We start from the raw sequence: 23560 nt of genomic DNA on the forward strand, positions 1-23560 counted from the left end.
GTGGTCAGGAATGGCCGGGAAATATCCCGGCCATGGCAGACCAACCCGGCCATGTGATCGTTTGCCGGCCCAGAACGGCGGGCGGCCTGCCGGCCGATGAGTCGTGATCGATCGGCGATGGGCGATCAGGTGAGGGGCTGCAGCTCCTGGTCGGCCTGGTCCCCGACGAACCCCGGCTCCAGAGACGCGGCCAGGACGAGGGCGTTGATGGCCGAGCGAACCGCCGGGACTCGGGCGAGATCCGGGGTCGTGACCAGGTGGATGCTGCGGCGGGACGCGGGGTTGAGAGGCCGGATGACGACGTCGCTGGCCTTGAGGTTGCGCAGGATCAGATCGGGGATGAGCGCCACGCCCAACCCGGCCTCGACGAAGCCCTGCACGGCGACGTAGTCCTCGGTCTCGAAGGTGACCTCGGGGTTGAAGCCGGCGTCGTGGCAGAGCTGGAGCAGGTGCCCGCGACACCGGGCGCACCCGGCGATCCACGGGTCGTCGGCGAGGGAGGCGAGGTCGACGACCTCCGAGCCCGCGAGACGGTGGTTCGGCGGCAGCGCCAGGTGGACGTCGTCCTCGAGGAGCCGGCGGCTGACGAAGCCGTCCAGGTCGGCCATGCGAGAGACGTCCGCGCCGTCGTAGCTGAAGGCGACGGCCAGGTCGCACTCGCCAGCGCGCAGGGCCGCGAGGGACTCGGGCGGTTCGGCCTCGGTGAACGAGATCGAGACGTCGGGGAACTCCTCGCGCATGGTGCGCAGGGCCCGCGGCACGAGGGTCGCGGACGAGGACGGGAAGGCCATGAGGCGCACGCGTCCCGCGCGCAGCCCCGCGATGGCGGCGACCTCCTCCTCGGCGGCGTCGAGGGCGGCGAGGACCGGGGTCGCGTGGCGGGCGAGGACCTGACCGGCCTCGGTCAGCCGGACCGAGCGCCCGAGCTTCTCCACGAGCACTGTCCCCGTGCGCTGCTCGAGGCGCTTGACCATCTGCGAGATGGCGGGCTGCGAGTAGCCGAGAGCAAGGGCGGCTGCGGTGAAGCTGCCCTCGTCGGCGATGGCCCGCATCACGCGGAGTCCGGCGGCATCGATCATGAGGACATCCTATAACGCGACGTTATCCGAAACGGGCGTAGTTGCCTCGGATTGAGGGGCGATGGCTCGGGCACAGAGAAAGGCTCGGGACACGTCCCTCCTCGCGTCCCGAGCCTCTTTCCTCATCGAGACGGGCGGTCTGCTCGTTTCCCCCTGAACCGGCACGCCGCTCGTCTGCGGGACGACTCTCCCGCGGTTCGGCGGCTCCCTGCATGAGTGCCGGTACTCAACTCCCGCAAGTCCGACACCAGGACCGCCGCATACTGGTCCGGTGAGTTCCGCACAATTCGCCTCCGCGACGACGACCGACCCAGCCCTGTCGGAGATCGCTGCGCTGTTGCGGCGCGGGCCGGCCCTCGTCCTCACGGGTGCGGGCATGTCGACCGACAGCGGCATCCCGGACTACCGGGGGCCGGATGGCCAGCGACGGGTGACCCCGATGAACTACTCCGAGTTCGTGCGGTCGCCGCAGGCGCGCCAGCGCTACTGGGCGCGCTCCTACGTGGGCTGGCAGCGCTTTCACGCGGCCCGACCCAACGGGGCGCACCACGCGGTGACGGCGCTGCAGCGCGCGGGCCTCCTCGGCCACGTCATCACCCAGAACGTCGATGGTCTCCACCAGGCGGCGGGGACGACCGACGTGATCGACCTGCACGGCTCGCTCAGCCGCGTCGTGTGTCTCGCCTGCGGGGACGTCACGGCCCGCCGTGATCTCGATGCCCGCATGAGGCAGGACAACCCCGACTACACCGTCACGTCGGACGAGATCAGGCCCGACGGTGACATCGCGCTCGAGCAGGTCGACGTCGAGCGGTTCCGGATGCCGCTGTGCCTCGCGTGCGGCGGCGACGCGCTCAAGCCCGACGTCGTCTTCTTCGGCGCCTCGGTTGCCAAGCCCGTCGTCGAGCGATGCTTCGCCCTCACCGAGGCGGCCCCGGCGCTGCTCGTGCTCGGATCGTCGCTCCAGGTCCTCTCGGGGCTGCGGTTCGTGCGGCGCGCGGCCAGTCGCGGCATCCCCGTCGCCGCGATCACCCGTGGCCCCACACGAGGGGACGACCTGATCGACGCGAAGGTGGACGGTGACCTCGGAGCCCACCTTGCCGAGCTCGTGGCGTTGCTCGACGCGTGAGCGTCGGTCCTCCTTCGACGCGTGAGCGTCACACCTTCCGCAGGACCGCGGTGACCTTGCCCAGGATCGTGGCGTGGTCGCCGTCGATCGGGTCGAAGGCGGGGTTGTGCGGCATGAGCCACACGTGCCCGTTCTTGCGCTTGAACGTCTTGACGGTCGCCTCGTTGTCGAGCATCGCGGCGACGATGTCGCCGTTCTCGGCCGTGGGCTGCTGACGCACGACGACCCAGTCGCCGTCGCAGATGGCGGCGTCGATCATCGACTCACCGACGACGCGCAGGAGGAAGAGGGAGCCCTCGCCGACGATCTGCTTGGGCAGGGGGAAGACCTCCTCGACGCTCTCCTCGGCCGTGATCGGCACCCCCGCGGCGATCTGACCGAGGACCGGCACGTACTCGGCGGCGGGGCGCTGGTCGCCCTCGCCCGTCGGGTCGGTGGCGTCCTCGTCCTCGACACTCGCCCCGCCGCGGTAGCCGCGGATGTCCGTCGGGGTGTCGGGGGAGATGACCTCGATGGCGCGGGGGCGGTTGGGGTCGCGCCGCAGGTAGCCCTTGCGCTCGAGCGCGGCGAGCTGGTGGGCGACCGAGCTGGGGGAGGTGAGGCCCACTGCGTCGCCGATCTCGCGCAGGCTCGGCGGGTATCCACGCCGGTCGACGGCATTGCGGATGACCTCGAGGATGCGCCGCTGTCGCACGGTCAGGTCATCGGACGCATCGCGTTCCGGCAGGGCGCGGATGTTGTCCCGGTCGCTCATGTCGTCCCTCTCAACCAGCGTTGTCAGAGCCCTCTGTTTGGCTCTTCCACATGGCAGCAGCCTAGGGAGTTCGAACACTGTTATCAAACACATGTTCGATCGTGTCTTGCAGTTCTTCGAACACCCGTGCTAGAAATCGTACAAGCGTTCTATCGAACACAGGTTCTAACGACCAGGTTCATGGGACACACGCTGACCGAAGGGTTCCACCATGAGTGCCGTTGCCTTGAGCATGACGAACAGCATGAGCATGACGAACAGCGCCATCACCGGCGACCACGTCTCGCCCGCTCGTCTGCCGCGGCGTCAGGCCACGCCGACGCGGCCGCGTCTCGTGCTGGTGCCCACCGGCGCCGACGCGGTGGCCCGGCCGGCCGTCCGGCTGCGGCTCACTCGGACCGGACGACTGGCGATCACGGTCATGATCGTCCTGATCTCCCTCGTCGCCGCCGTCCTCATGGCCGCCGGTGTCGGGTCCGCCGCGGCGCCCGCGCCGACGGTGACCGTCGAGGCCGGGCAGACGCTCTCGTCCGTCGCCGCGGCCGAGCTGCCCGAGCTGCCGGTCGACCGCGCCATCGCCGAGTTCCAGGTGGTCAACAACCTCGCCGGCAGCCAGGTGCGCGCCGGTCAGGAACTCATCGTCCCGCAGCTCTGAGCGGCGATCCGGCCGCTGCCGGATCCCGCCCCCATGCTCGACCGGACTGGGCTCCGGTCGACCCCCTTCTGAGCTCATCGACCCGGCTCAGGAGATCCGGCGCCGGTCACCGCGAGGTGGCCGGCGCCGAAACCTGTCCATCGGGGTTGAGCTGCGAGCGGGGCGTCCCGCGGACGGCCTGTGGGTGCCTGGCCCGACGGCGTCGGCCGCGCGGGGGAGTGACGTCGCGGCGCGGTCGGCGGCGTGGTCGAGGGCCTCGAGGGGCGCTCGGCGCGAGGCCCGAGGCCGTGACCTGCGCAAATGCCAAGACGCGCCGACGACACGCCGCAGGTCTTGCGTCCGCCGTCACAGAGGTGTCTAATCATCCCTACATCTAGTGGTTACACCGTTGTCATTCGTCCACATGTTGTGCACAATGGATGACAGGTTTCCACAGGTTCTCCCCAACATCGTCCACCGAACCATCCACAGGATGGGCCGGATGCGACGGGGGCGGACAAGCCCATGAGCCGGACGAGCCGGCGCCGCGATCAGCAGGAGGAGGGACCGACATGCACTGTCCGTTCTGTCGCCACACCGACTCCCGCGTCGTCGACTCCCGCACCTCCGACGACGGCAGTTGCATCCGCCGTCGCCGCCAGTGCCCGGAATGCAACCGTCGCTTCACGACCTTGGAGACCGCCAGCCTGTCGGTCATCAAGCGCTCCGGGGCGAGTGAGCCCTTCAGCCGCAGCAAGGTCGTCGTCGGAGTTCGCAAGGCATGCCAGGGCCGGCCGGTCTCCGAGGACCAGCTGGCACTCCTCGCCCAGAAGGTCGAGGAGACCATCCGCGCGCAGGGCAACGCCGAGATCGACGCCCACGAGATCGGGATGGCGATCCTCGGTCCGCTGCGCGAGCTCGACGAGGTGGCCTACCTCCGCTTCGCCAGCGTCTACCAGGCCTTTGACGGTCTCGAGGACTTCGAGTCCGCCATCACCCTCCTCCGCGCGGAGCGGGAGGCCACCGGCACCGAGCCGGACATCGCCAGCACGCCCGGCACCTGAACGCCCGGGCACCGGCCGCGAGCAGGCTGTCGGTGCCCGGTGACACCGTTGACAGCAGAGCTCGCACAGCACGCACGACCAGACACACGCAGACCAGTCAGACCAGAGACCGCAGCACCGAGTCCAAGGAGAGGGACATGACCGAGACGGCAGGCGCCAAGCCGACTTCCCGCAGGGGGACCAAGCCCCAGGGGATCACCATCGAGCGCATCTACACCACGCCCGGGGTGCACCCGTACGACCAGGTCACCTGGGAGAAGCGTGACGTCGTCCAGCAGAACTGGAAGACCGGCGCGACCATCTTCGAGCAGCGCGGCGTCGAGTTCCCCGACTTCTGGTCGCTGAACGCCTCGACCATCGTCACGACGAAGTACTTCCGCGGCGCCGTCGGCACCCCGGCGCGTGAGCAGGGGCTCAAGCAGCTCATCGACCGCGTCGTCCTCACCTACGTCAAGGCGGGCAAGGAGCACGGCTACTTCGCGACCGACGAGGACGCCGAGATCTTCGAGCACGAGCTGACCTACGCGCTCCTGCACCAGATCTTCAGCTTCAACTCGCCCGTCTGGTTCAACGTCGGGACCAAGTCGCCGCAGCAGGTCTCCGCCTGCTTCATCCTCTCCGTCGATGACTCCATGGACTCGATCCTCAACTGGTACAAGGAAGAGGGCTTCATCTTCAAGGGGGGCTCCGGCGCCGGCCTCAACCTCTCCCGCATCCGCTCCTCCAAGGAGCTGCTCTCCTCCGGTGGCACCGCCTCCGGCCCGGTCTCCTTCATGCGCGGGGCCGACGCCTCCGCAGGCACCATCAAGTCCGGTGGCGCCACGCGCCGCGCGGCCAAGATGGTCGTCCTCGACGTCGACCACCCGGACATCGAGGAGTTCGTCGAGACGAAGGCGCGCGAGGAGGACAAGATCCGCGCCCTGCGCGACGCCGGCTTCGACATGGACCTCGGCGGCAAGGACATCGTCTCGGTCCAGTACCAGAACGCGAACAACTCCGTGCGCGTCAACGACACCTTCATGAAGGCGGTCGAGGAGGGCGCCGAGTTCGGTCTCACCTCGCGCATGGACGGATCCGTCATCGAGACGGTCGACGCCCGCAGCCTCATGAAGAAGATCGCCAAGGCCGCCTGGGAGTGCGCCGACCCGGGCATCCAGTACGACGACACGATCAATGCGTGGCACACCAACCCGGAGACGGGTCGCATCACCGCGTCGAACCCGTGCTCGGAGTACATGTCGCTCGACAACTCCTCGTGCAACCTCGCCTCGCTCAACCTCCTGAAGTTCCTGCGCGACGACGACACGTTCGACGGCGTCACCTTCCAGAAGGTCGCCGAGCTCGTCATCACCGCGATGGACATCTCCATCTGCTTCGCGGACTTCCCGACGGAGCCGATCGGTGAGACGACGCGCAACTACCGCCAGCTCGGCATCGGTTACGCCAACCTCGGCGCCCTCCTCATGGCGACGGGTCACGGCTACGACTCCGAGGGTGGTCGCTCGCTGGCCGCCTCCATCACGTCGCTCCTGACGGGTGCGTCGTACAAGCGCTCCGCCGAGCTCGCGGCCGTCGTCGGCCCGTACAACGGCTACGCCCGCAACGCCGACGCCCACAAGCGCGTCATGCGCAAGCACCAGGCAGCCAACGACAACATCAAGACGCTCGACGCCATGGACTCCGACGTCCACACCCTCGCCACCAAGGCCTGGGACGCGGTCGTCAAGCTCGGCGAGAAGAACGGCTACCGCAACGCGCAGGCCTCCGTGCTCGCGCCGACGGGCACCATCGGCTTCATGATGGACTGCGACACGACCGGCATCGAGCCGGACTTCTCGCTCGTCAAGTTCAAGAAGCTCGTCGGCGGCGGCTCGATGCAGATCGTCAACCTGACGATCCCGCGCGCGCTCAAGAAGCTCGGTTACCAGGACGAGTCCATCGAGGCGATCGTCGAGTACATCGCCGACAAGGGTCACGTCATCGACGCCCCCGGCCTGAAGACCGAGCACTACGAGATCTTCGACACCGCCATGGGTGCGCGTTCCATCGCTCCGATGGGCCACGTGCGCATGATGGCCGCGGTCCAGCCGTTCCTCTCCGGCGCGATCAGCAAGACGGTCAACCTGCCGGAGACGGCCACGGTCGAGGAGATCGAGGACGTCTACATTCAGGGCTGGAAGCTCGGCCTCAAGGCGCTCGCGGTCTACCGCGACAACTGCAAGGTCGGCCAGCCGCTGTCCGACGGTGGCTCCACGGCGAAGGACGCCCAGACGGCCAAGGACGACGCCGCCGCGGCGGCCAAGGTCGAGAAGGTCGTCGAGTACCGCCCGGTCCGCACCCGACTGCCCAAGCGCCGCACGTCGCAGACGACGTCCTTCGCGATCGGTGGCGCCGAGGGTTACCTCACGGCTGGCACCTACGACGACGGTCGCCTTGGCGAGGTCTTCCTCAAGTTCGGCAAGCAGGGCTCGACGCTCGCCGGTGTCATGGACGCCTTCTCGATCGCCATCTCGGTCGCGCTCCAGTACGGCGTGCCGCTCGAGACCTACGTCGAGAAGTTCACGAACATGCGCTTCGAGCCGGCCGGCATGACGGACGACCCCGACGTGCGCATGGGTCAGTCGCTCGTCGACTACGTCTTCCGCCGCCTGGCGCTGGACTACCTCGACTTCGACACCCGGTCCTTCATGGGCATCCACACGGCGGAGGAGCGGGCGCGTCAGCTCGACACCGGCTCCTACTCGGCGCCCACCACGGACGACGAGGACGAGATCGAGGGCGAGATCGAGTCCTTCTCCCAGGGCGTCGGTGGCTCCTCGCGCAAGACCGAGGACAAGGCCGAGACCCACGCTGAGGACAAGGCGGCTGCGGCCGAGGTGAAGTCCGGCGCCGGCGCAGCCAGCGCTCGTGAGGTCAGCAGCGAGATCCACAGCTCGGCCGAGCTGCTGGAGAAGTTCCAGGGGACGTCCGCCGACGCGCCCATGTGCATGACCTGCGGGACGAAGATGCGCCCCGCCGGCTCCTGCTACGTCTGCGAGGGCTGCGGCTCGACCAGCGGCTGCAGCTGATCCGCCACACCTGACCCCAGGTCAGCGAGGGGGCCCCGTCCGGAGTGATCCGGGCGGGGCCCCTTCGTCATGGTCCGTCACTTTTGCCGATCTCCTCCGGAGCTGTACGGGGGCCTCCTACCCTCGTCTCGTGATGGGGCGACGAGGGGACGGTCGGCACTGATGGCTGTGGGCGGGGGCAGCGCGGATCGCCGGGCCGAGGCCCTGGCCGCCGCGGGAGATGAGACCGCTGGCGCCTGGGCGGCCGGCGCCGAGGGTGAACGACGCGTCGCGGCGGCCTTGGCGACCCTGCCGGAGGCGTGGACCGTCCTGCACGATCGGCTCCTCGCGCCCGGACGGTCGCCTGTCAACCTCGACCACGTCGTTGTCGGACCGGGCGGTGTCTTCCTGATCGATGCGAAGAACTGGAAAGGGTCGATCACGGCGTGGGAGGGCAACCTCTACCAGCACACCGGGAACCAGGCGGCTCGTCGGACGGAGAGCAAGCACGCCGAGGTGGCCAAGGTCCACGGCATGGCCCGGTACCTGGCTGCCGAGGCGGGCCTGGCGGTGACCCCCGTGATCTGCCTGGCCGGGCCCCACGAGGCGGACTTCGGCCAGCCGCAGGACATCCGGGGTGTCGTGGTCATCGGTGCTTCGCGGGTGTCGGCATGGTTGAGGTCGCTGCCGGTGTGCCTCGATCGGGCCGGCGTGGAGCGGGCGGTCCTGACGCTCATGACGAGCTTCCCCTCGACGACGACGGAACCCCACCTGCTCGCGGCCATGGCCTCGGCCGCCCCACCAGCACTAGTTGCACGACGACGAGGCCGCCGACGGAGGGCGGCCGCCCGGACTCGGTCCGTTCGCACCAATCGCCCGGGCGCTCGGCGGAAGGCGCCCCGACGGGCGCTCGGGCGCGTCGCCCAGATCGTCCTCGCCCTGGCGCTCATGGCGGCCGCGCCGTCGATCGCGAGGGCCGTCTCGGACGTCCTCGTGGGTATCGCCGGGGGTGAGCGGACTAGGCAGGTGCCCAGCACCGCGACACCCGGCGCCCGCGCCGCTGCGACGTCGACGACGGGGGAGCCGACCTCAGGTTGGTCGGCCGGGGGAGAGTGCGCCGGATTGAGCGCACGACAGGTCGGGGACATCGTCGGGCGGGCCGTGCACCCCGTGGCGTCGGGCAGCGAATGCTCGTGGGGCACGCGGCTCGGCGATCCGACGAGCATCGTCCTCGCGCTCCGGACGCAGGCGGGCCATCGTGCTTCCGACGTCCATTTCGAGAGGTCCGTGCGCGAGCGGAGCGTCGTCTACGGCGAGGCTCGGGACAACGACCGCGACGCGGCCACGGCACTGTGGGTCGCTGCAGGCCAGCCGATCGTCGGCAAGCGGACGACCGTCACCGCCCGCGTGGACACCCAGGTGGTCGTCTCGACCGCGGACCTCGAGATCGCGGAGGAGAAGTCCCGATGGATGGCGCGGGCGATCGCCATGGGCGTCAACGCTGCGTCGTGATGGCACCCGTGACAGCGCGGTGACGGCACCGTGACGCTGCGGGGTCAGTGCTGGGTTCGGAGGAGTTCGCGAAGGTCGCGGGCGGCCGAGGCGGCCGTGCGGCCCACCCCGATGAGGGTGGCCGAGGCGGGCCCGGTCCAGTCGCCGTAGCCGAGCAGGTGGACGCGCGGCTCGTCGCGGGCGCGGGTGCCGACGGTGGCGGGGTGGCCGCCGTCCCGGGCCAGGCCGAGCGGCGTGAGATGGCCGAGGTCGGGACGGTAACCCGTGCACCACAGGATGACGTCGGCCGGCAGTTCCGTCCCGTCGGCCCAGGCGACCCCCGTCGGCGTCAGCCGCTCGAAGACACGGCGGGAGGTGAGGACGCCGCGGTCCCGAGCCGCGCGCACCGACGGGACCATGACGACGTCGCCGAGCGAGCGGACGCCTCCCGGGTCCGCTTCGCCGGCATCGAGCGCCTTCTTGCGGGCCGTGGCCACGTCGAAGAGAACGCGCCCGTCGACGTCGTCGGGCAGAAATCGCGGCGGCCGCGGTGTCACCCACGTCGTGTCGGCCACCTCCGAGACCTCGGCGAGGAGCTGGGCCCCGGTGTTGCCGCCGCCGACGATGACCACGCGCAGCCCGGCCAGGTCGTCCGGGGAGCGGTAGTCGGCGCTGTGCACTTGCCGTCCGCCGAAGACGTCCATTCCGGGGTAGTGCGGGACGAAGGGGCGCGACCACGTCCCCGTCGCCGACACGAGCGCACGGGCCGACCACGTCCCCGCCGAGGTCGTCGCGAGGAGGCGGCCCTGCGGATCGTCGTACGCACGGCGCACGGTCTCGACGCGCACCCCGTGACGCACGGGCAAGCGGTAGCGCTCCTCGTAGCGGGTGAGGTAGTCGACGACGTGGCTGGCCGGAGGGAACTCCTCGCCCGGACTCGACGGCATGAGCCAGCCAGGGAGGGAGGAGTAGCCGGCGGGGGAGAAGAGGTGGAGCGAGGACCACATGTGCTGCCAGGCACCACCGGGGGAGGCGTCGGCGTCGAGGATCGTGAAGCCCTCCCCGGGCTCGAAGCCCGCGCGCCGCAGGTGGTAGCCCGCGGCGAGCCCGGACTGCCCTCCTCCGACGACGAGTACCTCGACTTCATGCACGCCGCCATCATGCACGCCGCCGTCATGTCCGCCGCCACCTTGCACACCGCCGCTGCCGGGCGAGCTCACGTGAGCCTCAGCGCGAGACGGGTGCGCCGAGGGTCAGCGTGACGGGGGCGGGTGCGCCACAGCACGCACCACCCACGGCGTTCGGGTCGTCGAACGCGCCGGCGCCGCCGCAGACACCCGTCTCCGGCAAGGTCAGCTCGACGCGCTCGGCCGCTTCGCGGTCGCCGGCAAGGGCGGCGACGATGCTGCGCACCTGCTCGTAGCCCGTGAGCGCGAGGAACGAGGGTGCCCGCCCGTAGGACTTCATGCCGGCGAGGTAGAAGTCCTGCTCGGGGTGGGCGAGTTCCTTCGCGCCGTGGGGCTCGACGGTGCCGCACGAGTGCACGTTCGGGTCGATGAGCTCGGCGAGGGTGCGCGGGGCCTGGAGCACGGGATCGAGGTCGAGACGGATCTCGCCCAGCATCCCGAGGTCGGGGCGGAAACCGGTCACGACGATGACCTCGTCCACCCCGGTGACGACCTGTCCGTCGGTCGACGTCAGCGTCAGGGTCTCGTCGTCCGCGCGCCGCACGTCGATGGTGCGGAAACCGGTGACGGTCGTGACGGCGCCAGACCCGACGGCGTCCTTGGCGCGGGTGCCCAAGGCGCCACGAGCGGCGAGTTGGTCGTTGTCGCCGCAGCCGAAGGCCCCCTGCGCGCTCGACCTCCGGACGAGCCAGCTGACGCGGGTGGAGCGGTCCTGCTCCGCCAGGGCGGCGAGGTCGACGAGGGCGTTCTGCGCGGAGGCGCCGGTGCCAGCCACGACGACGTGACGGCCGGCGTAGCGGGCGCGGACCCCTTCGTCGCGCAGGTCGGGCACGCGGTGGCTGATCCGCTCGCCGGCCTCGTCCTCGCCGAGGGCGGGCAGCCCGTCGCCACCGAGCGGGTTCGGCGTGCCCCAGGTCCCGGAGGCGTCGATGACGGCCCGGGCCGTCATCGTCTCCACGCCGGTCGAGGTCCGGATCCGCAGGACGAAGGGGCTCTCGTCGCGCCCGGAGTCGACGACCAGGTCACGCCCCCGCCGGGTCACCCCGGAGACGCGCGCGCCGTAGCGGATCGTGACGTCGTCGGTGACGGCGAGCGCGTCGGCGAGCGGCTGGAGGTAGTGCCGGGCCCAGTCACCCCCGGTCGGGTAGGACATGGGATCCGGTTCGGCCCAGCCCGTCGCGGCCAGGGCCCGACGCGCGGCGGCGTCGACGAGTTCGGACCAGGGGGAGAAGAGCCGGACATGGCCCCATTCGCGCACGGCCGCGCCGGCCTCGGCGCCGGCCTCGAGGACGACGACGCGCTCTCCCCGTTGGTGCGCGTGGGCGGCGGCGGCGAGCCCGGTCGGTCCGGCGCCGATGATGGCGATGGGCAGGGTGGTCATGGGGCCTCCGGGGCTGGGATCGGTCACGACAATCTATCGATTCTCATCGATCAAATCAATCGACGTGTGTCGATCTATGATCGTGCGGTGACCACATCCGATCGCTCGACCGCCTCGCGCCCACCCCTCGAGGACGAGTCCGCAACCACCTATGCGGAGTGGTTCGCGACCCTCTCCGACCCGACGCGCGTGCGCCTTCTGCATGCGGTCGCCGTCGCCCCGGCCGGGGCGGTCCGGGTCGGTGACCTGGCGACGCACCTCGGGATCAGCCAGTCGACCTGCTCGCACCATGTCCGGCGCCTCGCCGACGTCGGCTTCGTCACGGTGGACAAGGTCGGCACGTCGAGCGTGGTCGCCGTCAACCCGGCGTGCTGCACGGGCCTGCCCCACGCCGCCGATGTCGTCATGGGCACCCTGGCCGAGGCGCCGCGCTGCCCGAGCGACCTGCCGTCCGACGTGACGACCCGAGCGATGCGGACGCGCGACCTGCCACTCGTGCGGGACATCTACGCCCAGGGGATCGCCACGCGTCAGGCCACCTTCGAGACGAACGTGCCAGACGCGGACACGCTCGCCCAGCGGTGGTTGCCGAAGCACCGTTGGGTGGCCGAGCGCGAGGGCGTCGTCGTCGGGTGGGCGGCCGTCGCACCCACCTCGACGCGGGCCTGTTACGCGGGCGTGGGGGAGACGTCGGTCTACGTCGCCGAGACCGCTCGGGGCCGGGGTGTCGGCAAGGCGCTCGTCCACCGTCAGGTCACCGAGGCGGATGTCGGGGGGCTGTGGACCCTGCAGACGTCGATCTTCCCGGAGAACCGCGCGAGCATCGCGCTGCACCACGCGGCCGGCTTCACCACCCTCGCGGTCCGCAGCCGCATCGCGCAGCTCGACGGGGAGTGGCGCGACACGGTGCTCCTCGAGCGGCGTCGGCCCGGCGACTGACGGTTGCGTCGTGTGTCCTCGACGATGACGGACGGCGGCCGCCCCCCTCGCGCGGCCGCGGACCGGTCCGGACCGTCGCACCGGCCGGGACCACCAGCCAGCGTGGCCGTCCCGACGGAGCGGGGCATCGTCCAAATGGCCCACCTCGGGTCCGACGGTCGGGGGAGTGTGTCGCATCGCGTCACTGCGTGCGGAGGTTCGTCGGACATGTCCGACAGGGCCGTGGCGGGCTTGTGCCACCTCCGGGAAACGGGCCCGGAGCGGGGGGGCGCCGCGGGACCGTGAAGTGGTCGGTCAGCTCACCGGGGGTGGCCACAGTCAGGGAGGAAATCAGCGTCATGCGTCTCATCCGCCGTGTCGTCATCGGCACCATTGCGTCCGTCGGGGTCTTGGGCCTCACGGCCGGTCCCGCGCTCGCGCACGAGTGCGTCAACGCCAGCAAGCAGAACCAGTCCGCCGGGGTCCAGCTCGTCCTCGGCGACGCCGGCCCCGTCTGGATCTCGCAGGGTCTCCAGCAGAGGATCGACCAGGGGCTCGTCGACTCCGAGACCGGTGAGGGCTTCCACGGGCTCATCGGTTTCGACATGGACGGCGACGCCGTGGCCGACCTCTCCACGTGGATCGTCGGCCCCGACGGCGAGATCCCGCTGCAGGCCCAGTTCAACGGTCAGCCGTGCAAGGGCGTGACCAACATCGAGACGTACTTCACCGAGTGCATGTCGATGGCCGTGCCGATGTGACGTCGTATCCAGCGCGCGAAGGGGGCCTGCGACGGCCCCCTTCGTGTTGTCGGTGGCCGCCCCTAGGGTGACGCCCAAGCGACGGATGCCCCTCGGGGCCGGTGAGGGGAGAACGCGATGGCGCGTGCAGTGCCGGAGGACCCGCAGTTCCAGTCGGAGTCGGAGCGGGAGGTGTGGGAGCGCCTCGTCCGGTCGTTGCCCGAGGAGTGCGTCGTCCTCGCTGGCCTGCGGATCACCGATGAGGGGAAGGACCACGAGGCGGACGCCATCGTCCTCATCCCCGGCGCCGGGGTCGTCGTCGTCGAGGTCAAGGGCGGCAGCGTATGGGTCGACGACGCGGGCGAGTGGTGGCAGGGCTCCGGCTCCCGGCCGCGGCGCGTGGACCCCGTCAACCAGGCTCGTTCGACGAAATATGCCATCCGCACCTACATCGAGCGGGACCCGCGATGGCGGGACTCCTCCCACAGCCGCATTCATTACGCCCACGCCGTCGTCGTGCCCTACTCGGACTTCCCCGGCGACGCCGAGAGCCCCGATTGCCCGCGCTGGTTGCTGCACGACCGGGGTGACCAGGCGCAGTTGGCCCAACGCCTCAGCGCGATGCCGCAGCTCGAGGCGTCCAACAACCGCAAGCCGGACGTCGACGACATCGACCTGATCGTCGAGATCCTCACGGGACGGTTCGCGGGGACGGCGTTCGATCCGAGCGCGGAGGCCGACGAGCGCGAGTCCGCCGCCGACCGCCTGACGGCGGAGCAGGCGATCCTGTTGAAGGTCACGCGACTGCTGCGGCGGGTCGAGGTCCGCGGGGGAGCGGGCAGCGGCAAGACCGTGCTGGCGCTGACCCAGGCGAAGGAACTCAGCCGGGGCTCGTCGGACCGGCCCGCGGAGCGGGTCGCCCTCGTCTGCTACTCCATCGGACTCGCGGAGTGGTGGAAGCGCTACTTCGACACGGTCCCGCGCCGACAGCGGCCCGCCTTCGTCGGCACCTTCCACGAGCTGGGAATGTCCTGGGGTGCCCCCGAGGGCGACCGGATCGACAGCGCGTTCTGGGAGGAGGAGTTGCCGGCGCTCATGGCCGATCTCGCCGCGGGGCTGGATCCGGGGCACCGCTTCGACTCCGTCATCGTCGACGAGGCCCAGGACTTCGCCGATGCGTGGTGGACGCCGCTGATGAAGGCGCTGCGCGACGAGGAGCAGGGCGGCCTTTACGTCTACTCCGACGAGAATCAGCGCATCTTCCAGCGGTTCGGGCGACCTCCCGTCGAGCTCGTCCCGCTCGTGCTCGACCACAATCTGCGCAACACCCGCCAGATCGCGCAGGTCTTCGGTCCGCTCGCGCCCATGCGGATGCACCTGCGTGGCGGTGACGGGCCGGAGGTCACCTTCGTCCCGTCGTCGGGGGACGCCGCGATCGACACCGCCGACGAGCAGGTCGATGCACTGCTCGACGAGGGGTGGCACCCGGGGCACGTCGCGATGCTCACGACCGGCAAACGTCATCCCGAGCAGGCGGAGCGGCAGGCGCGGCTCGACCAGCGGGGATATTGGGCGACCTACTGGGACGAGGAGGACGTGTTCTACGGTCACGTCCTCGGCTGCAAGGGGCTTGAGCGTCGCGCCGTCGTCCTGTGCCTGAACGAGAGTGAGCCGCAGGTGCGCGCGAAGGAGCGCCTTTACGTCGGGCTCTCGCGGGCCACCGACCGACTCGTCGTCGTCGGTGATCCTGAGGTCGTGCGCGGTATGGGCGGCCCCGACGTCGCCAGGCGTCTCGGCCTGTGAGGTGTCGCTCGCCCTCGGCGGGACGGTGGATGGTTGGGGCGCGATCGTTTCCTGAGATCCCGCGCCATGAGACAGACTGACCCCATGGCCACGACCCAGACCCCGAGCGCCTTCCGCGACGTGACCGCCAGCGAGAGCGCGCTCAAGCGCTTCCTGCTCGGTCTGCCGCCCGTCGACGAGGTGGGCGTCGCCCAGCGCACCGCCGACCTGTCGACCCGCTCGATCAAGCAGGACACCAAGCTCGCCCTCATCGACCTCGCCATCTCCATGGTCGACCTGACGACGCTCGAGGGCGCCGACACCCGCGAGAAGGTCCGTGGCCTCGCCGTCAAGGCCGTCACGCCCGACCCGGACGACCCGACCACGCCGTCGACGGCCGCCGTCTGCGTCTATCCCGACATGGTCGGCGCGGCCGCGGAGGTCCTCGCCGGCAGCGGGGTGAAGGTCGCGTCCGTCGCGACCGCCTTCCCCTCGGGCCGCTCCAGCCTCGAGATCAAGCTCGCCGACACCCGCCTGGCCATCGACAACGGCGCGGACGAGATCGACATGGTCATCGACCGTGGCGCCTTCCTCGAGGGCCGCTACGGCGCCGTCTTCGAGGAGATCGCGGCCGTCAAGGAGGCCTGCGGCGACCACCGACTCAAGGTCATCTTCGAGACGGGCGAACTCGTGACGTATGACAACGTCCGCCGGGCCTCCTGGCTCGCGCTGCTTGCCGGCGGCGACTTCATCAAGACGTCGACGGGCAAGGTCAGCCCGGCTGCGACGATGCCGGTCACGTCGATCATGCTGCGCGCCGTGCGCGACTGGCGCGACGAGACCGGCGAGATGCGCGCGGTCAAGCCGGCCGGCGGCATCCGGACGACGAAGGACGCCCTCCGTTACCTCGTCATGGTCCACGATCTCGCCGGCCCGGACTGGATGAGCCCCGAGTGGTTCCGGTTCGGCGCGAGTAGCGTCGTCAACGACCTCGTCATGCAGCGCCGGGCCAAGGCCTCCGGTCACTACACCTCTCCCCGCTACGTCTCGACCTACTGAGACCCACGCAGACTCCACGACGCCCGGGCCAGGCCCACAGAAAGGCACCATCCTGATGAGGATCGAGTACGCACCTTCGCTCGAATCGGCCGCGATCGCGCGGGTCAAGGACCGCTACCAGATGTTCGTCGGTGGTGAGTTCGTCGACGGCAACGGGCCGGACCTGACGACGCTCAACCCCGGCGACGGGACGCCGCTGGCGACCTTCTCCACGGCGTCCGTCGAGGACGTCGACGCCGCGGTCAAGCGCGCCCGCACCGCCCACGCCCGGTGGTCCGCCCTGTCCGGCACCGAGCGCGGCACCTACCTCTTCCGGATCGCGCGCGGGATCGCCGAGCGCTCCCGCGAGCTCGCCGTCCTCGAGTGCCTCGACAACGGCAAGCCGATCAAGGAGACCCGCGACTTCGACGTCCCCCAGGCCGCGCAGCACTTCTTCTACTACGCCGGCTGGGCCGACAAGCTGCACCACCTCGGGCATGGCCCGAACCCGCGCAGCCTCGGCGTCGCCGGTCAGGTCATCCCGTGGAACTTCCCGCTGCTGATGGGCGCATGGAAGATCGCCCCGGCCCTGGCCGCCGGCAACACCGTCGTCATCAAGCCCGCGGAGACGACCCCGCTGTCGCTGCTCGTGCTGGCCGAGATCATCCAGGATGCCGACCTGCCCCCGGGCGTCGTCAACATCCTCCCCGGCGCCGGTGACATCGGGGCGGCCCTCGTCGGCCACCCTGGCCTGGACAAGGTCGCCTTCACCGGCTCGACCGCCGTCGGGAAGCAGATCCAGCGCACCCTCGCCGGCACCGGGCGGCACGTCACGCTCGAGCTCGGTGGCAAGGGCGCCAACATCGTCTTCGACGACGCTGCGCTCGATGAGGCCGTCGAGGGCGTCGTCAACGGCATCTTCTTCAACCAGGGCCAGGTCTGCTGCGCCGGGTCGCGACTCATCGTGCAGGAGTCCATCGCCGACGAGTTCCACACCATGCTCATGGAGCGCATGACGACGTTGCGCCTGGGCAACCCGCTCGACAAGAACACCGACATCGGCGCGGTGAACTCGCAGGAGCAGTTCGACAAGATCACCGACCTCACCGAGGTCGGCGTGCGCGAGGGCGCGGTCCGGTTCAGCCCGGACTGCGCGATCCCCGAGGCCGGCTGGTACGTCGGGCCGACCCTGCTCACCGAGGGCCAGCCGTCGATGCGCGTGGCCCGCGAGGAGATCTTCGGTCCCGTGCTCGTGTCGATGACCTTCCGCACCCCCGAGGAGGCCGTCGCGAAGGCGAACAACACGCCGTACGGGCTCTCCGCCGGTGTGTGGACGGACAAGGGCGCGAAGGCGATGGCCGTGGCCGGTGCGCTGCGCGCCGGCGTCATCTGGGACAACACCTTCAACCGGTTCGACCCCTCGGCCAGCTTCGGCGGGTACGGCGAGTCGGGCTTCGGCCGCGAGGGCGGTCCCTACGGCATCTCCGCCTACCTCGACACCGACGACGAAGGGGCGCGCTGATGGCACACGTCGCGGTCGCCAAGACCTACAAGCTCTATCTCGGCGGGGCCTTCCCGCGGTCGGAGTCCGGCCGCACCTACCGAGTGACCGACCACGAAGGGGCGTTCATGGCCAACGCTGCACAGGCATCGCGCAAGGATGCCCGCGACGCCGTCGTCGCGGCTCGCAAGGGTCAGCTCGGCTGGGCCGGCGCGACCGCCTACAACCGCGGGCAGGTCATCTACCGGATCGCCGAGATGGTCGAGGCCCGGCGTGCGGAGTTCGCTGGCCTCCTGCGGTCCACCTCGGGTCTGAGCGCCCGGGAGGCCACCGCCGAGATCGACGCCTCCGTCGAGCGCCTCGTGCACTTCGCCGGCTGGACGGACAAGCTGCCGGCCGCCTTCGGAGCGATCAACCCCGTCGCCGGGCCTTTCTTCTCGTACTCGGCGCCGGAGCCGACCGGCATCGTCGCGGCTGTCGCGCCGACGTCGCCGGTCCTGCTGGGGCTCGTGGCGACGATCGCGCCGATCATCGCCGGCGGCAACGCGGCCATCGTGATCGCGCCGGGGGACACCGCCGTCGTCGCCATCACGTTGGCCGAGGCGCTCGCGACCTCCGATGTGCCGGGCGGGGTCATCAACGTCCTCACCGGTGACGCCGCGGAGGTCATGCCGCACCTGGCCGCCCACGAGGACGTCAACGCCCTCGACCTGTCCGCCCTCGACGCCGACGAGCGTCAGCCGCTGGAGCTCGCCGCCGCGGAGACCGTCAAGCGGGTCTACGCCCCGCACACCCGGGCCGACCTCACGGCCGCTCCGGGGACCGCCCGACTGCGCGCCTTCCTCGAGACGAAGACGGTCTGGCACCCGAGCGCCGGCGTGAGCCTCGGCGGGGGCAGCGGCTACTGAGGCGGTCGCGCCCGCGCCGCGACCGTACGAGGCCACCCGCCCCCCTGCCGCCCCCGCCCCCGCCCCGCGTGTCACGCCAGCCCCCGCCCCGAGTGTCACACCAGTATCGGGTGACCCGATATTGGCAGCGTTACCCGAGTTCGCATGTCGGGTGAAGCGCACCTTTGTCGGGTGAAGCACCCTCGGCTTGAGTCGAGCGTGTGGCTCCACCCCGCTCCAGAGCGAAGGTCGCCCGACCCCACCCCACCCCCAGAGCGAAGGTCGACCGACCCCACCCCACGCCGAAGGTCGCCCGCGCTCGGCTGGGCGGCTGGTCAGCACTCGATGACGTTGACGGCGAGTCCGCCGCGGGCCGTCTCCTTGTACTTGACCTTCATGTCGCGACCCGTCTCGCGCATCGTCTTGACGACCTTGTCGAGCGAGACGACGTGCGAGCCGTCCCCGCGCAGCGCTGTCCGGGCGGCCGTGATCGCCTTCACCGACGCGATGGCGTTGCGCTCGATGCAGGGGATCTGGACGAGGCCCCCGACGGGGTCGCAGGTCAGGCCGAGGTTGTGTTCCATGCCGATCTCGGCGGCGTTCTCCACCTGACGCGGGGAGCCGCCCATGACGGCGGCCATGGCCCCGGCGGCCATGGAGCAGGCCGACCCGACCTCGCCCTGGCAGCCGACCTCGGCGCCCGAGATGGAGGCGTTCTCCTTGTAGATGACGCCGATGGCGGCGGCGGTGAGGAGGAAGCGGATGACCCCGTCCTCGTCAGCCCCCTTCACGTAGTTGACGTAGTAGTGCAGCACCGCCGGGATGATGCCCGCGGCGCCGTTCGTCGGGGCGGTGACGACCCGACCGCCGGCGGCGTTCTCCTCGTTGACGGCGAGGGCGTAGAGGGTGATCCAGTCCATGCCGCGCAGGGGATCGGTCGTGTCGTGCTCGGCGGCGAGCCTGGCCGCGAGTTGCGGCGCCCGGCGCTTGACCTTCAGCCCTCCGGGCAGGACCCCTTCGGTCCGGATGCCGTTGTCGACGCACTGCTGCATGACGCGCCAGATGTCGAGCAGGCCGGCGCGGACCTCGTCCTCGGTGCGCCAGGACAGCTCGTTCTCGAGCATGATCCGCGCGATCGACTTGCCCTCGGCCTCGCACAACGCCAGGAGCTGGTCGCCGGTCGTGAAGGGGTGGCGCACCGGCGTCGTGTCCTCGACGATCCGCGTCGACCCGTCCGCGCCCTCGCCCACCACGAAGCCGCCACCCACCGAGTAGTAGGTGTGCTCGGCGACCTGATCGCCGGCCTCGTCGTAGGCGGTGAAGGTCATCCCGTTCGGGTGCAGGGGGAGGGTCTTGCGGCGGTGCAGGACGAGGTCGGTGTCCTCGTCGAAGGCGATGTCGTGCTCGCCCAACAGCGAGAGCCGCTTGGCGTCACGCATCGCCGAGAGCGTCCCCGCGACGGCGCGCGGGTCGCAGAGCTCGGGCCGCTCCCCGGACAGGCCGAGCAGCACGGCCTTGTCGGAGCCGTGGCCGTGGCCGGTCGCACCCAGGCTTCCGAAGAGTTGGGCGTGGACGCGCGCCGTCCGGTCCAGGGCGCCGTCGTCACGCAGGCTCTCGGCGAACTGCACCGCGGCACGCATGGGCCCCACGGTGTGCGAGCTCGACGGGCCGATGCCGATCGAGAAGAGGTCGAAGACGCTCAGGGCCACGGTGGACCTCCCTGTCGCAGGGGCCGCGCGTGGATCTCACGGCGGTCGGTGAACGGCCCGGGTGGGGCCGTGGTCGAGTATGCCCGCCCTTGCCTCAGGGACAACGCCGAGGCCCTGTGGAAAAGTTCGTGGGCTCGTCGGACGATCGGGCCATGCTCGAGTCATGACCTTCACCGATCTGCCCACGAATTGGCCCAGCCGATCCCTGCGCGACACCACCCTGTGTGCCGACGTCGTCGATCTCGTCGTCCGCGAGTCGGAGCGCGCGCAGGGGTGCATCTCGCTGCTGCTCTGCGATCCCGACGGCCGGATGATCCAGCCCGTCACCATCACCGACGTCGACCACGACTGCACGAAGGGGGAGCGCCTCGCCGTCTTCGACGCCTTCGTCGATCACCTCGGCGCGGCCTTCGGGTCGCTCGTCGTCGCCATCGGGAAGCCCACCGGCCGGCCGGATGCCGCCGACCTGGCCTGGCAGCACGCGGCCGCGCAGGTGTGCGGGAGAGGCGGGGTGACCTTGCTCGGCACGTTCGTCGCCACGGGGGAGGGTGTCCGGCTCATCGAGCCGGAGGCACACTCCGCCGTGGCCTAGCAGTCACAACCCCTGATTCTCGCGCTGCGCCGCGATCTGCCGGGTGATCTCGGCGGCCATGGCGCGGGCGAAGCCCTCGGGGTCCTCGTGCGCCGGCACGGGCTCGGGCACGATCTCGTGGATGATCCCGTCCTCGAGCATCTGCGTGGCACCGACCCGCTGTGCACGAGCCATGTCCGGCGCGTGCTCGAGGTCGTGGTGGACGATGGCGCTCGCGCCCTCGGGCGGCAGGGGGGAGAGCCACGCGTGCTCGGCGGCGATGACCCGGCGGGCGGGCAGGAGCGCGAGGGCGCCGCCCCCGGTGCCCTCGCCGAGCAGCACCGACACGCTCGGCACCGTCAGCGCGGTCATGTCGCCGAGGGAGCGGGCGATCTCGCCGGCGAGCGCGCCCTCCTCGGCGCGGGGGGACAGGTCGGCACCCGGGGTGTCGATGACGGTGACGAGTGGGAGGCCCAACTCCTGGGCCATGTGCATGCCCCGCCGCGCCTCGCGCAGGGCGGCGGGCCCCATGGACTGACGTGCCTGATAGCGGCGGTCCTGGCCCACGAGCACGCAGGCATGCCCGCCGAAGGACGTCAGGGCGAGCATGACGCCCTTGTCCGCCTCGCCGTGGCCGGTGCCGTTGAGGGGGATGACGTCGTCGGCGGCGTGCCGCAGGAGTTCGCGCACGCCGGGACGGTCGCTCCGTCGCGTCAGCGTGATCGAGTCCCACACATCGACCGCGGCCGCCGCGGCGGGGTCCGCCCGGGGACTCGCCGACGGGATCGACTGGCCACCGGTGGCGGTCACGTCGTGCCCGGAGAGAAGCGCCAGCGCTCGCGCGGCGATGTCCGCCAGGCGGTCGGTGGGCACGACGGCGTCGACGATCCCCTTCTCCACGAGGTTCTCCGCGACCTGCACGCCGGCCGGGAAGGGCTCGCCGTGGATGGTCTCGTAGACGATCGGTCCGAGGAAGCCGATGAGCGCCCCCGGCTCCGCGATCGTCATGTGCCCCAGGGAACCCCACGACGCAAAGACCCCGCCTGTCGTCGGGTGGCGCAGGTGCACGAGATAGGGCAGCCCCGCGCGCTTGTGGTCGACGACGGCACGGGAGATGTCGACCATGCGGACGAAGGCGGGGGTGCCCTCCTGCATGCGTGTGCCGCCTGAGGAGGTCGCGGCCACGAGGGGGAGTCGCTCCGTGGTCGCGCGCCGCACGGCCGCCACGATGCGTTCGGCCGTCGCTCGGCCGATCGAGCCGCCGAGGAACTGGAACTCGCCCACGAGGAGGGCCACCTCGTGCCCGCGGATGGCGCCGCGCCCCGTCACGACGGCTTCGTCGGTGCCCGAGCGGAGGGCGGCGCGCTCGAGCGCCGCACGGTAGTCCTCCGGCACGCCGGAGAGGTCGATCGGCTCGTCCCAGCTGACGAAGGTGCCGGCGTCGATGACGGTCTCGATCAGTTCGGCGGAGGTCAGGCGGGTCGGCTCGCTCATGTCACGACGGTCCCACTCCACCGGCCCGGGGAGCGGCAGCGACAGTGAGCCGTTCATCACGGCGCCCGGTCACCCGTTGCTGATCGGACGGCTAGCCTTGGCCGGTGCTCGCGCCCCTCACCACCCTGCTCGTCGTCGGCCTCGTCGCGCTCGCTCTCGTCGCCGGTTGGTACACCCTGCGCGACCGCCTCCTCGACGACCGCCTCCTGCTCGTGGCCGCGATCGTCGAGGTGGCCCTCCTCGTCCAGGCGGTCATCGCCGTGGTCCGGGTCGGCGACATCGGTGACTCGGCGGAGGGGGCGACCTTCGTCGCCTACGCGATCACCCTGCCCTTCATCCTCCCCGCGGTGCTGTGGGTGGCGCTCAAGGAGAAGACGCGGTGGTCCATGGCCGTCGTCGTCGGTGGCGCGGCCGCCGTCGGCGTGATGGTCGGCCGCCTCGACCAGATCTGGTCCGCCTGGACCTGACCCGGCGACCTGACGCGGCGACCTGACGCGGCGAGCCGCCCGGGTGAGTGTCCGGCGGCGCGCGGTCCCGACATAGGGTGGGCCGGTGCCTTCTGCCCACACCGGGACCGGCCCCGGTCGCATCGTCGTCCTGCTCTATGCCGTGCTCGCGCTCGCCGCGACGGGCCGCTCCGTCCTCCAGATCACGGAGTACTTCGACCGTGCTCCGTTGTCCTACCTGCTGTCCGCGCTCGCCGCGGCGATCTACCTCGTGGCGACCTTCGCGCTGGCCCGCGGCCGCGAGCGGCTCGCGGCGGTGACGATCACCATCGAACTCCTCGGCGTCCTCGTCGTCGGGCTCGCGAGTTTCGTTGCGCCGCAGGCCTTCCCGGACAAGACGGTGTGGTCGCACTTCGGGGCGGGCTACGGCTACGTGCCGCTCGTCCTGCCCGTCCTCGGCCTGTGGTGGCTGCGACGGGTACGCCTCTCCCACGCCGCCTGACCCGGCTCGGACGAGCGGTCCCGGTCCGTCCGGATGGAGAGATGCCCGGTGCGCGGGGTGGCGTGCACTCCTACGCTCGTGGCAGGTCATGAGTGTCAGCGCGAAGCCCCGGCTTGCTGGCCGGCAACCCTCCCTCGCGGTGGGGTGCCCCGGGTGAGGACCTGGCTGCCGGGCGTCCGCCCGCGGCAAGCGCGCACGACAGGAGA

Annotated in this window: 20 protein-coding genes and 1 riboswitch; of the genes, 14 read left to right on the top strand and 6 right to left on the bottom strand. The window is 70.8% G+C overall.

From position 1 onward, the window contains the following. Positions 1-125: 125 nt before the first annotated feature. Positions 126-1079: a LysR family transcriptional regulator gene (locus ACQBAS_RS04380; RefSeq protein ID WP_427385168.1), complete on the bottom strand. Its 954-nt coding sequence runs from the start codon at positions 1077-1079 to the stop codon at positions 126-128. Between the two features lie 271 nt (positions 1080-1350). Here ACQBAS_RS04380 and ACQBAS_RS04385 point away from each other — a divergent pair, with 271 nt between their 5' ends. After that, a complete protein-coding gene (locus tag ACQBAS_RS04385; protein ID WP_427385169.1) occupies positions 1351-2208 on the top strand; it encodes an NAD-dependent protein deacetylase in 858 nt (285 codons plus the stop codon). A gap of 28 nt (positions 2209-2236) precedes the next feature. Here ACQBAS_RS04385 and lexA read toward each other — a convergent pair whose 3' ends face one another. After that, positions 2237-2962: a transcriptional repressor LexA gene (gene lexA / locus ACQBAS_RS04390; protein WP_427385170.1), complete on the bottom strand. Its 726-nt coding sequence runs from the start codon at positions 2960-2962 to the stop codon at positions 2237-2239. Positions 2963-3173: 211 nt separating this feature from the next. On the opposite strand from lexA, the gene ACQBAS_RS04395 reads away from it, so the two are divergent. From ACQBAS_RS04395 to ACQBAS_RS04410, 4 genes are all read left to right on the top strand, one after another. Further along, positions 3174-3617: a LysM peptidoglycan-binding domain-containing protein gene (locus ACQBAS_RS04395; protein WP_427385171.1), complete on the top strand. Its 444-nt coding sequence runs from the start codon at positions 3174-3176 to the stop codon at positions 3615-3617. Between the two features lie 551 nt (positions 3618-4168). Next, complete coding sequence (gene nrdR / locus ACQBAS_RS04400; protein WP_427385172.1) at positions 4169-4660, top strand: transcriptional regulator NrdR; 492 nt, start codon at positions 4169-4171, stop codon at positions 4658-4660. A gap of 137 nt (positions 4661-4797) precedes the next feature. Beyond that, a complete protein-coding gene (locus ACQBAS_RS04405) occupies positions 4798-7728 on the top strand; it encodes a vitamin B12-dependent ribonucleotide reductase (protein ID WP_427385173.1) in 2931 nt (976 codons plus the stop codon). Positions 7729-7890: 162 nt separating this feature from the next. Continuing rightward, complete coding sequence (locus ACQBAS_RS04410) at positions 7891-9219, top strand: nuclease-related domain-containing protein (RefSeq protein ID WP_427385174.1); 1329 nt, start codon at positions 7891-7893, stop codon at positions 9217-9219. Positions 9220-9263: 44 nt separating this feature from the next. Here the strand turns inward: ACQBAS_RS04410 and ACQBAS_RS04415 are convergent, their stop codons facing one another. Both ACQBAS_RS04415 and ACQBAS_RS04420 read right to left on the bottom strand, forming a co-directional pair. Next, positions 9264-10349: an ArsO family NAD(P)H-dependent flavin-containing monooxygenase gene (locus ACQBAS_RS04415; RefSeq protein ID WP_427385175.1), complete on the bottom strand. Its 1086-nt coding sequence runs from the start codon at positions 10347-10349 to the stop codon at positions 9264-9266. 76 nt (positions 10350-10425) lie between these two features. Further along, complete coding sequence (locus ACQBAS_RS04420) at positions 10426-11766, bottom strand: FAD-dependent oxidoreductase (protein ID WP_427385176.1); 1341 nt, start codon at positions 11764-11766, stop codon at positions 10426-10428. Between the two features lie 87 nt (positions 11767-11853). On the opposite strand from ACQBAS_RS04420, the gene ACQBAS_RS04425 reads away from it, so the two are divergent. The 6 genes from ACQBAS_RS04425 to ACQBAS_RS04450 all read left to right on the top strand — a co-directional run bounded on the left by ACQBAS_RS04425 (position 11854) and on the right by ACQBAS_RS04450 (position 18653). Next, positions 11854-12705 carry a helix-turn-helix domain-containing GNAT family N-acetyltransferase gene (locus ACQBAS_RS04425; RefSeq protein ID WP_427385177.1) on the top strand — a complete coding sequence of 284 codons (852 nt, stop codon included), beginning with the start codon at positions 11854-11856 and terminating at the stop codon, positions 12703-12705. Between the two features lie 338 nt (positions 12706-13043). After that, positions 13044-13445 (top strand): hypothetical protein, encoded by a 402-nt coding sequence (locus ACQBAS_RS04430; protein ID WP_427385178.1) that lies wholly within the window; start codon positions 13044-13046, stop codon positions 13443-13445. 117 nt (positions 13446-13562) lie between these two features. Beyond that, positions 13563-15227 (top strand): NERD domain-containing protein, encoded by a 1665-nt coding sequence (locus tag ACQBAS_RS04435; protein WP_427385179.1) that lies wholly within the window; start codon positions 13563-13565, stop codon positions 15225-15227. Between the two features lie 84 nt (positions 15228-15311). Then, on the top strand, positions 15312-16265 hold the full coding sequence (gene deoC / locus ACQBAS_RS04440; RefSeq protein ID WP_427385180.1) for a deoxyribose-phosphate aldolase: 954 nt from the start codon (positions 15312-15314) through the stop codon (positions 16263-16265). A 55-nt stretch (positions 16266-16320) separates the two neighbouring features. Beyond that, complete coding sequence (locus tag ACQBAS_RS04445) at positions 16321-17766, top strand: aldehyde dehydrogenase family protein (protein ID WP_427385181.1); 1446 nt, start codon at positions 16321-16323, stop codon at positions 17764-17766. After that, positions 17766-18653, top strand: coding sequence for an aldehyde dehydrogenase family protein (locus ACQBAS_RS04450; RefSeq protein ID WP_427385182.1), 888 nt, complete (start codon positions 17766-17768; stop codon positions 18651-18653). The genes ACQBAS_RS04445 and ACQBAS_RS04450 overlap by 1 nt, the downstream gene beginning before the upstream one ends. Before the next feature lie 314 nt (positions 18654-18967). On the opposite strand, the gene ACQBAS_RS04455 is transcribed toward ACQBAS_RS04450, so the two are convergent. Then, a complete protein-coding gene (locus ACQBAS_RS04455; RefSeq protein WP_427385183.1) occupies positions 18968-20341 on the bottom strand; it encodes an L-serine ammonia-lyase in 1374 nt (457 codons plus the stop codon). A 163-nt stretch (positions 20342-20504) separates the two neighbouring features. Here ACQBAS_RS04455 and ACQBAS_RS04460 point away from each other — a divergent pair, with 163 nt between their 5' ends. After that, the gene (locus tag ACQBAS_RS04460; protein WP_427385184.1) at positions 20505-20933 is read left to right on the top strand and encodes a hypothetical protein; all 429 of its coding nucleotides are present in this window, start codon (positions 20505-20507) and stop codon (positions 20931-20933) included. Between the two features lie 3 nt (positions 20934-20936). Here ACQBAS_RS04460 and ACQBAS_RS04465 read toward each other — a convergent pair whose 3' ends face one another. Then, positions 20937-22406, bottom strand: coding sequence for a carboxyl transferase domain-containing protein (locus tag ACQBAS_RS04465; protein ID WP_427385185.1), 1470 nt, complete (start codon positions 22404-22406; stop codon positions 20937-20939). 104 nt (positions 22407-22510) lie between these two features. Between ACQBAS_RS04465 and ACQBAS_RS04470 the strand changes: the two genes are divergently transcribed. Further along, a complete protein-coding gene (locus ACQBAS_RS04470) occupies positions 22511-22873 on the top strand; it encodes a hypothetical protein (RefSeq protein ID WP_427385186.1) in 363 nt (120 codons plus the stop codon). Between the two features lie 85 nt (positions 22874-22958). Then, positions 22959-23354 (top strand): hypothetical protein, encoded by a 396-nt coding sequence (locus tag ACQBAS_RS04475; RefSeq protein WP_427385187.1) that lies wholly within the window; start codon positions 22959-22961, stop codon positions 23352-23354. A gap of 84 nt (positions 23355-23438) precedes the next feature. Further along, positions 23439-23552: riboswitch (SAM riboswitch) on the top strand. Positions 23553-23560: the final 8 nt, after the last annotated feature.

Origin of the sequence: Janibacter zhaoxuefangae, from assembly GCF_050271985.1 — a bacterium.
GTDB lineage: Bacteria > Actinomycetota > Actinomycetes > Actinomycetales > Dermatophilaceae.

Bases quoted from the DNA above. Each gene is read 5' to 3' on its own strand.
- ACQBAS_RS04445 (WP_427385181.1), top strand. From the start codon at position 16,321: ATGAGGATCGAGTACGCACCTTCGCTCGAATCGGCCGCGATCGCGCGG.
- ACQBAS_RS04435 (WP_427385179.1), top strand. From the start codon at position 13,563: ATGGCGCGTGCAGTGCCGGAGGACCCGCAGTTCCAGTCGGAGTCGGAG.
- lexA (WP_427385170.1), bottom strand. From the start codon at position 2,962: ATGAGCGACCGGGACAACATCCGCGCCCTGCCGGAACGCGATGCGTCC.
- ACQBAS_RS04380 (WP_427385168.1), bottom strand. From the start codon at position 1,079: ATGATCGATGCCGCCGGACTCCGCGTGATGCGGGCCATCGCCGACGAG.
- nrdR (WP_427385172.1), top strand. From the start codon at position 4,169: ATGCACTGTCCGTTCTGTCGCCACACCGACTCCCGCGTCGTCGACTCC.
- ACQBAS_RS04410 (WP_427385174.1), top strand. From the start codon at position 7,891: ATGGCTGTGGGCGGGGGCAGCGCGGATCGCCGGGCCGAGGCCCTGGCC.
- ACQBAS_RS04395 (WP_427385171.1), top strand. From the start codon at position 3,174: ATGAGTGCCGTTGCCTTGAGCATGACGAACAGCATGAGCATGACGAAC.
- ACQBAS_RS04465 (WP_427385185.1), bottom strand. From the start codon at position 22,406: ATGAGCGAGCCGACCCGCCTGACCTCCGCCGAACTGATCGAGACCGTC.
- ACQBAS_RS04430 (WP_427385178.1), top strand. From the start codon at position 13,044: ATGCGTCTCATCCGCCGTGTCGTCATCGGCACCATTGCGTCCGTCGGG.
- ACQBAS_RS04460 (WP_427385184.1), top strand. From the start codon at position 20,505: ATGACCTTCACCGATCTGCCCACGAATTGGCCCAGCCGATCCCTGCGC.
- ACQBAS_RS04405 (WP_427385173.1), top strand. From the start codon at position 4,798: ATGACCGAGACGGCAGGCGCCAAGCCGACTTCCCGCAGGGGGACCAAG.
- deoC (WP_427385180.1), top strand. From the start codon at position 15,312: ATGGCCACGACCCAGACCCCGAGCGCCTTCCGCGACGTGACCGCCAGC.
- ACQBAS_RS04420 (WP_427385176.1), bottom strand. From the start codon at position 11,766: ATGACCACCCTGCCCATCGCCATCATCGGCGCCGGACCGACCGGGCTC.
- ACQBAS_RS04450 (WP_427385182.1), top strand. From the start codon at position 17,766: ATGGCACACGTCGCGGTCGCCAAGACCTACAAGCTCTATCTCGGCGGG.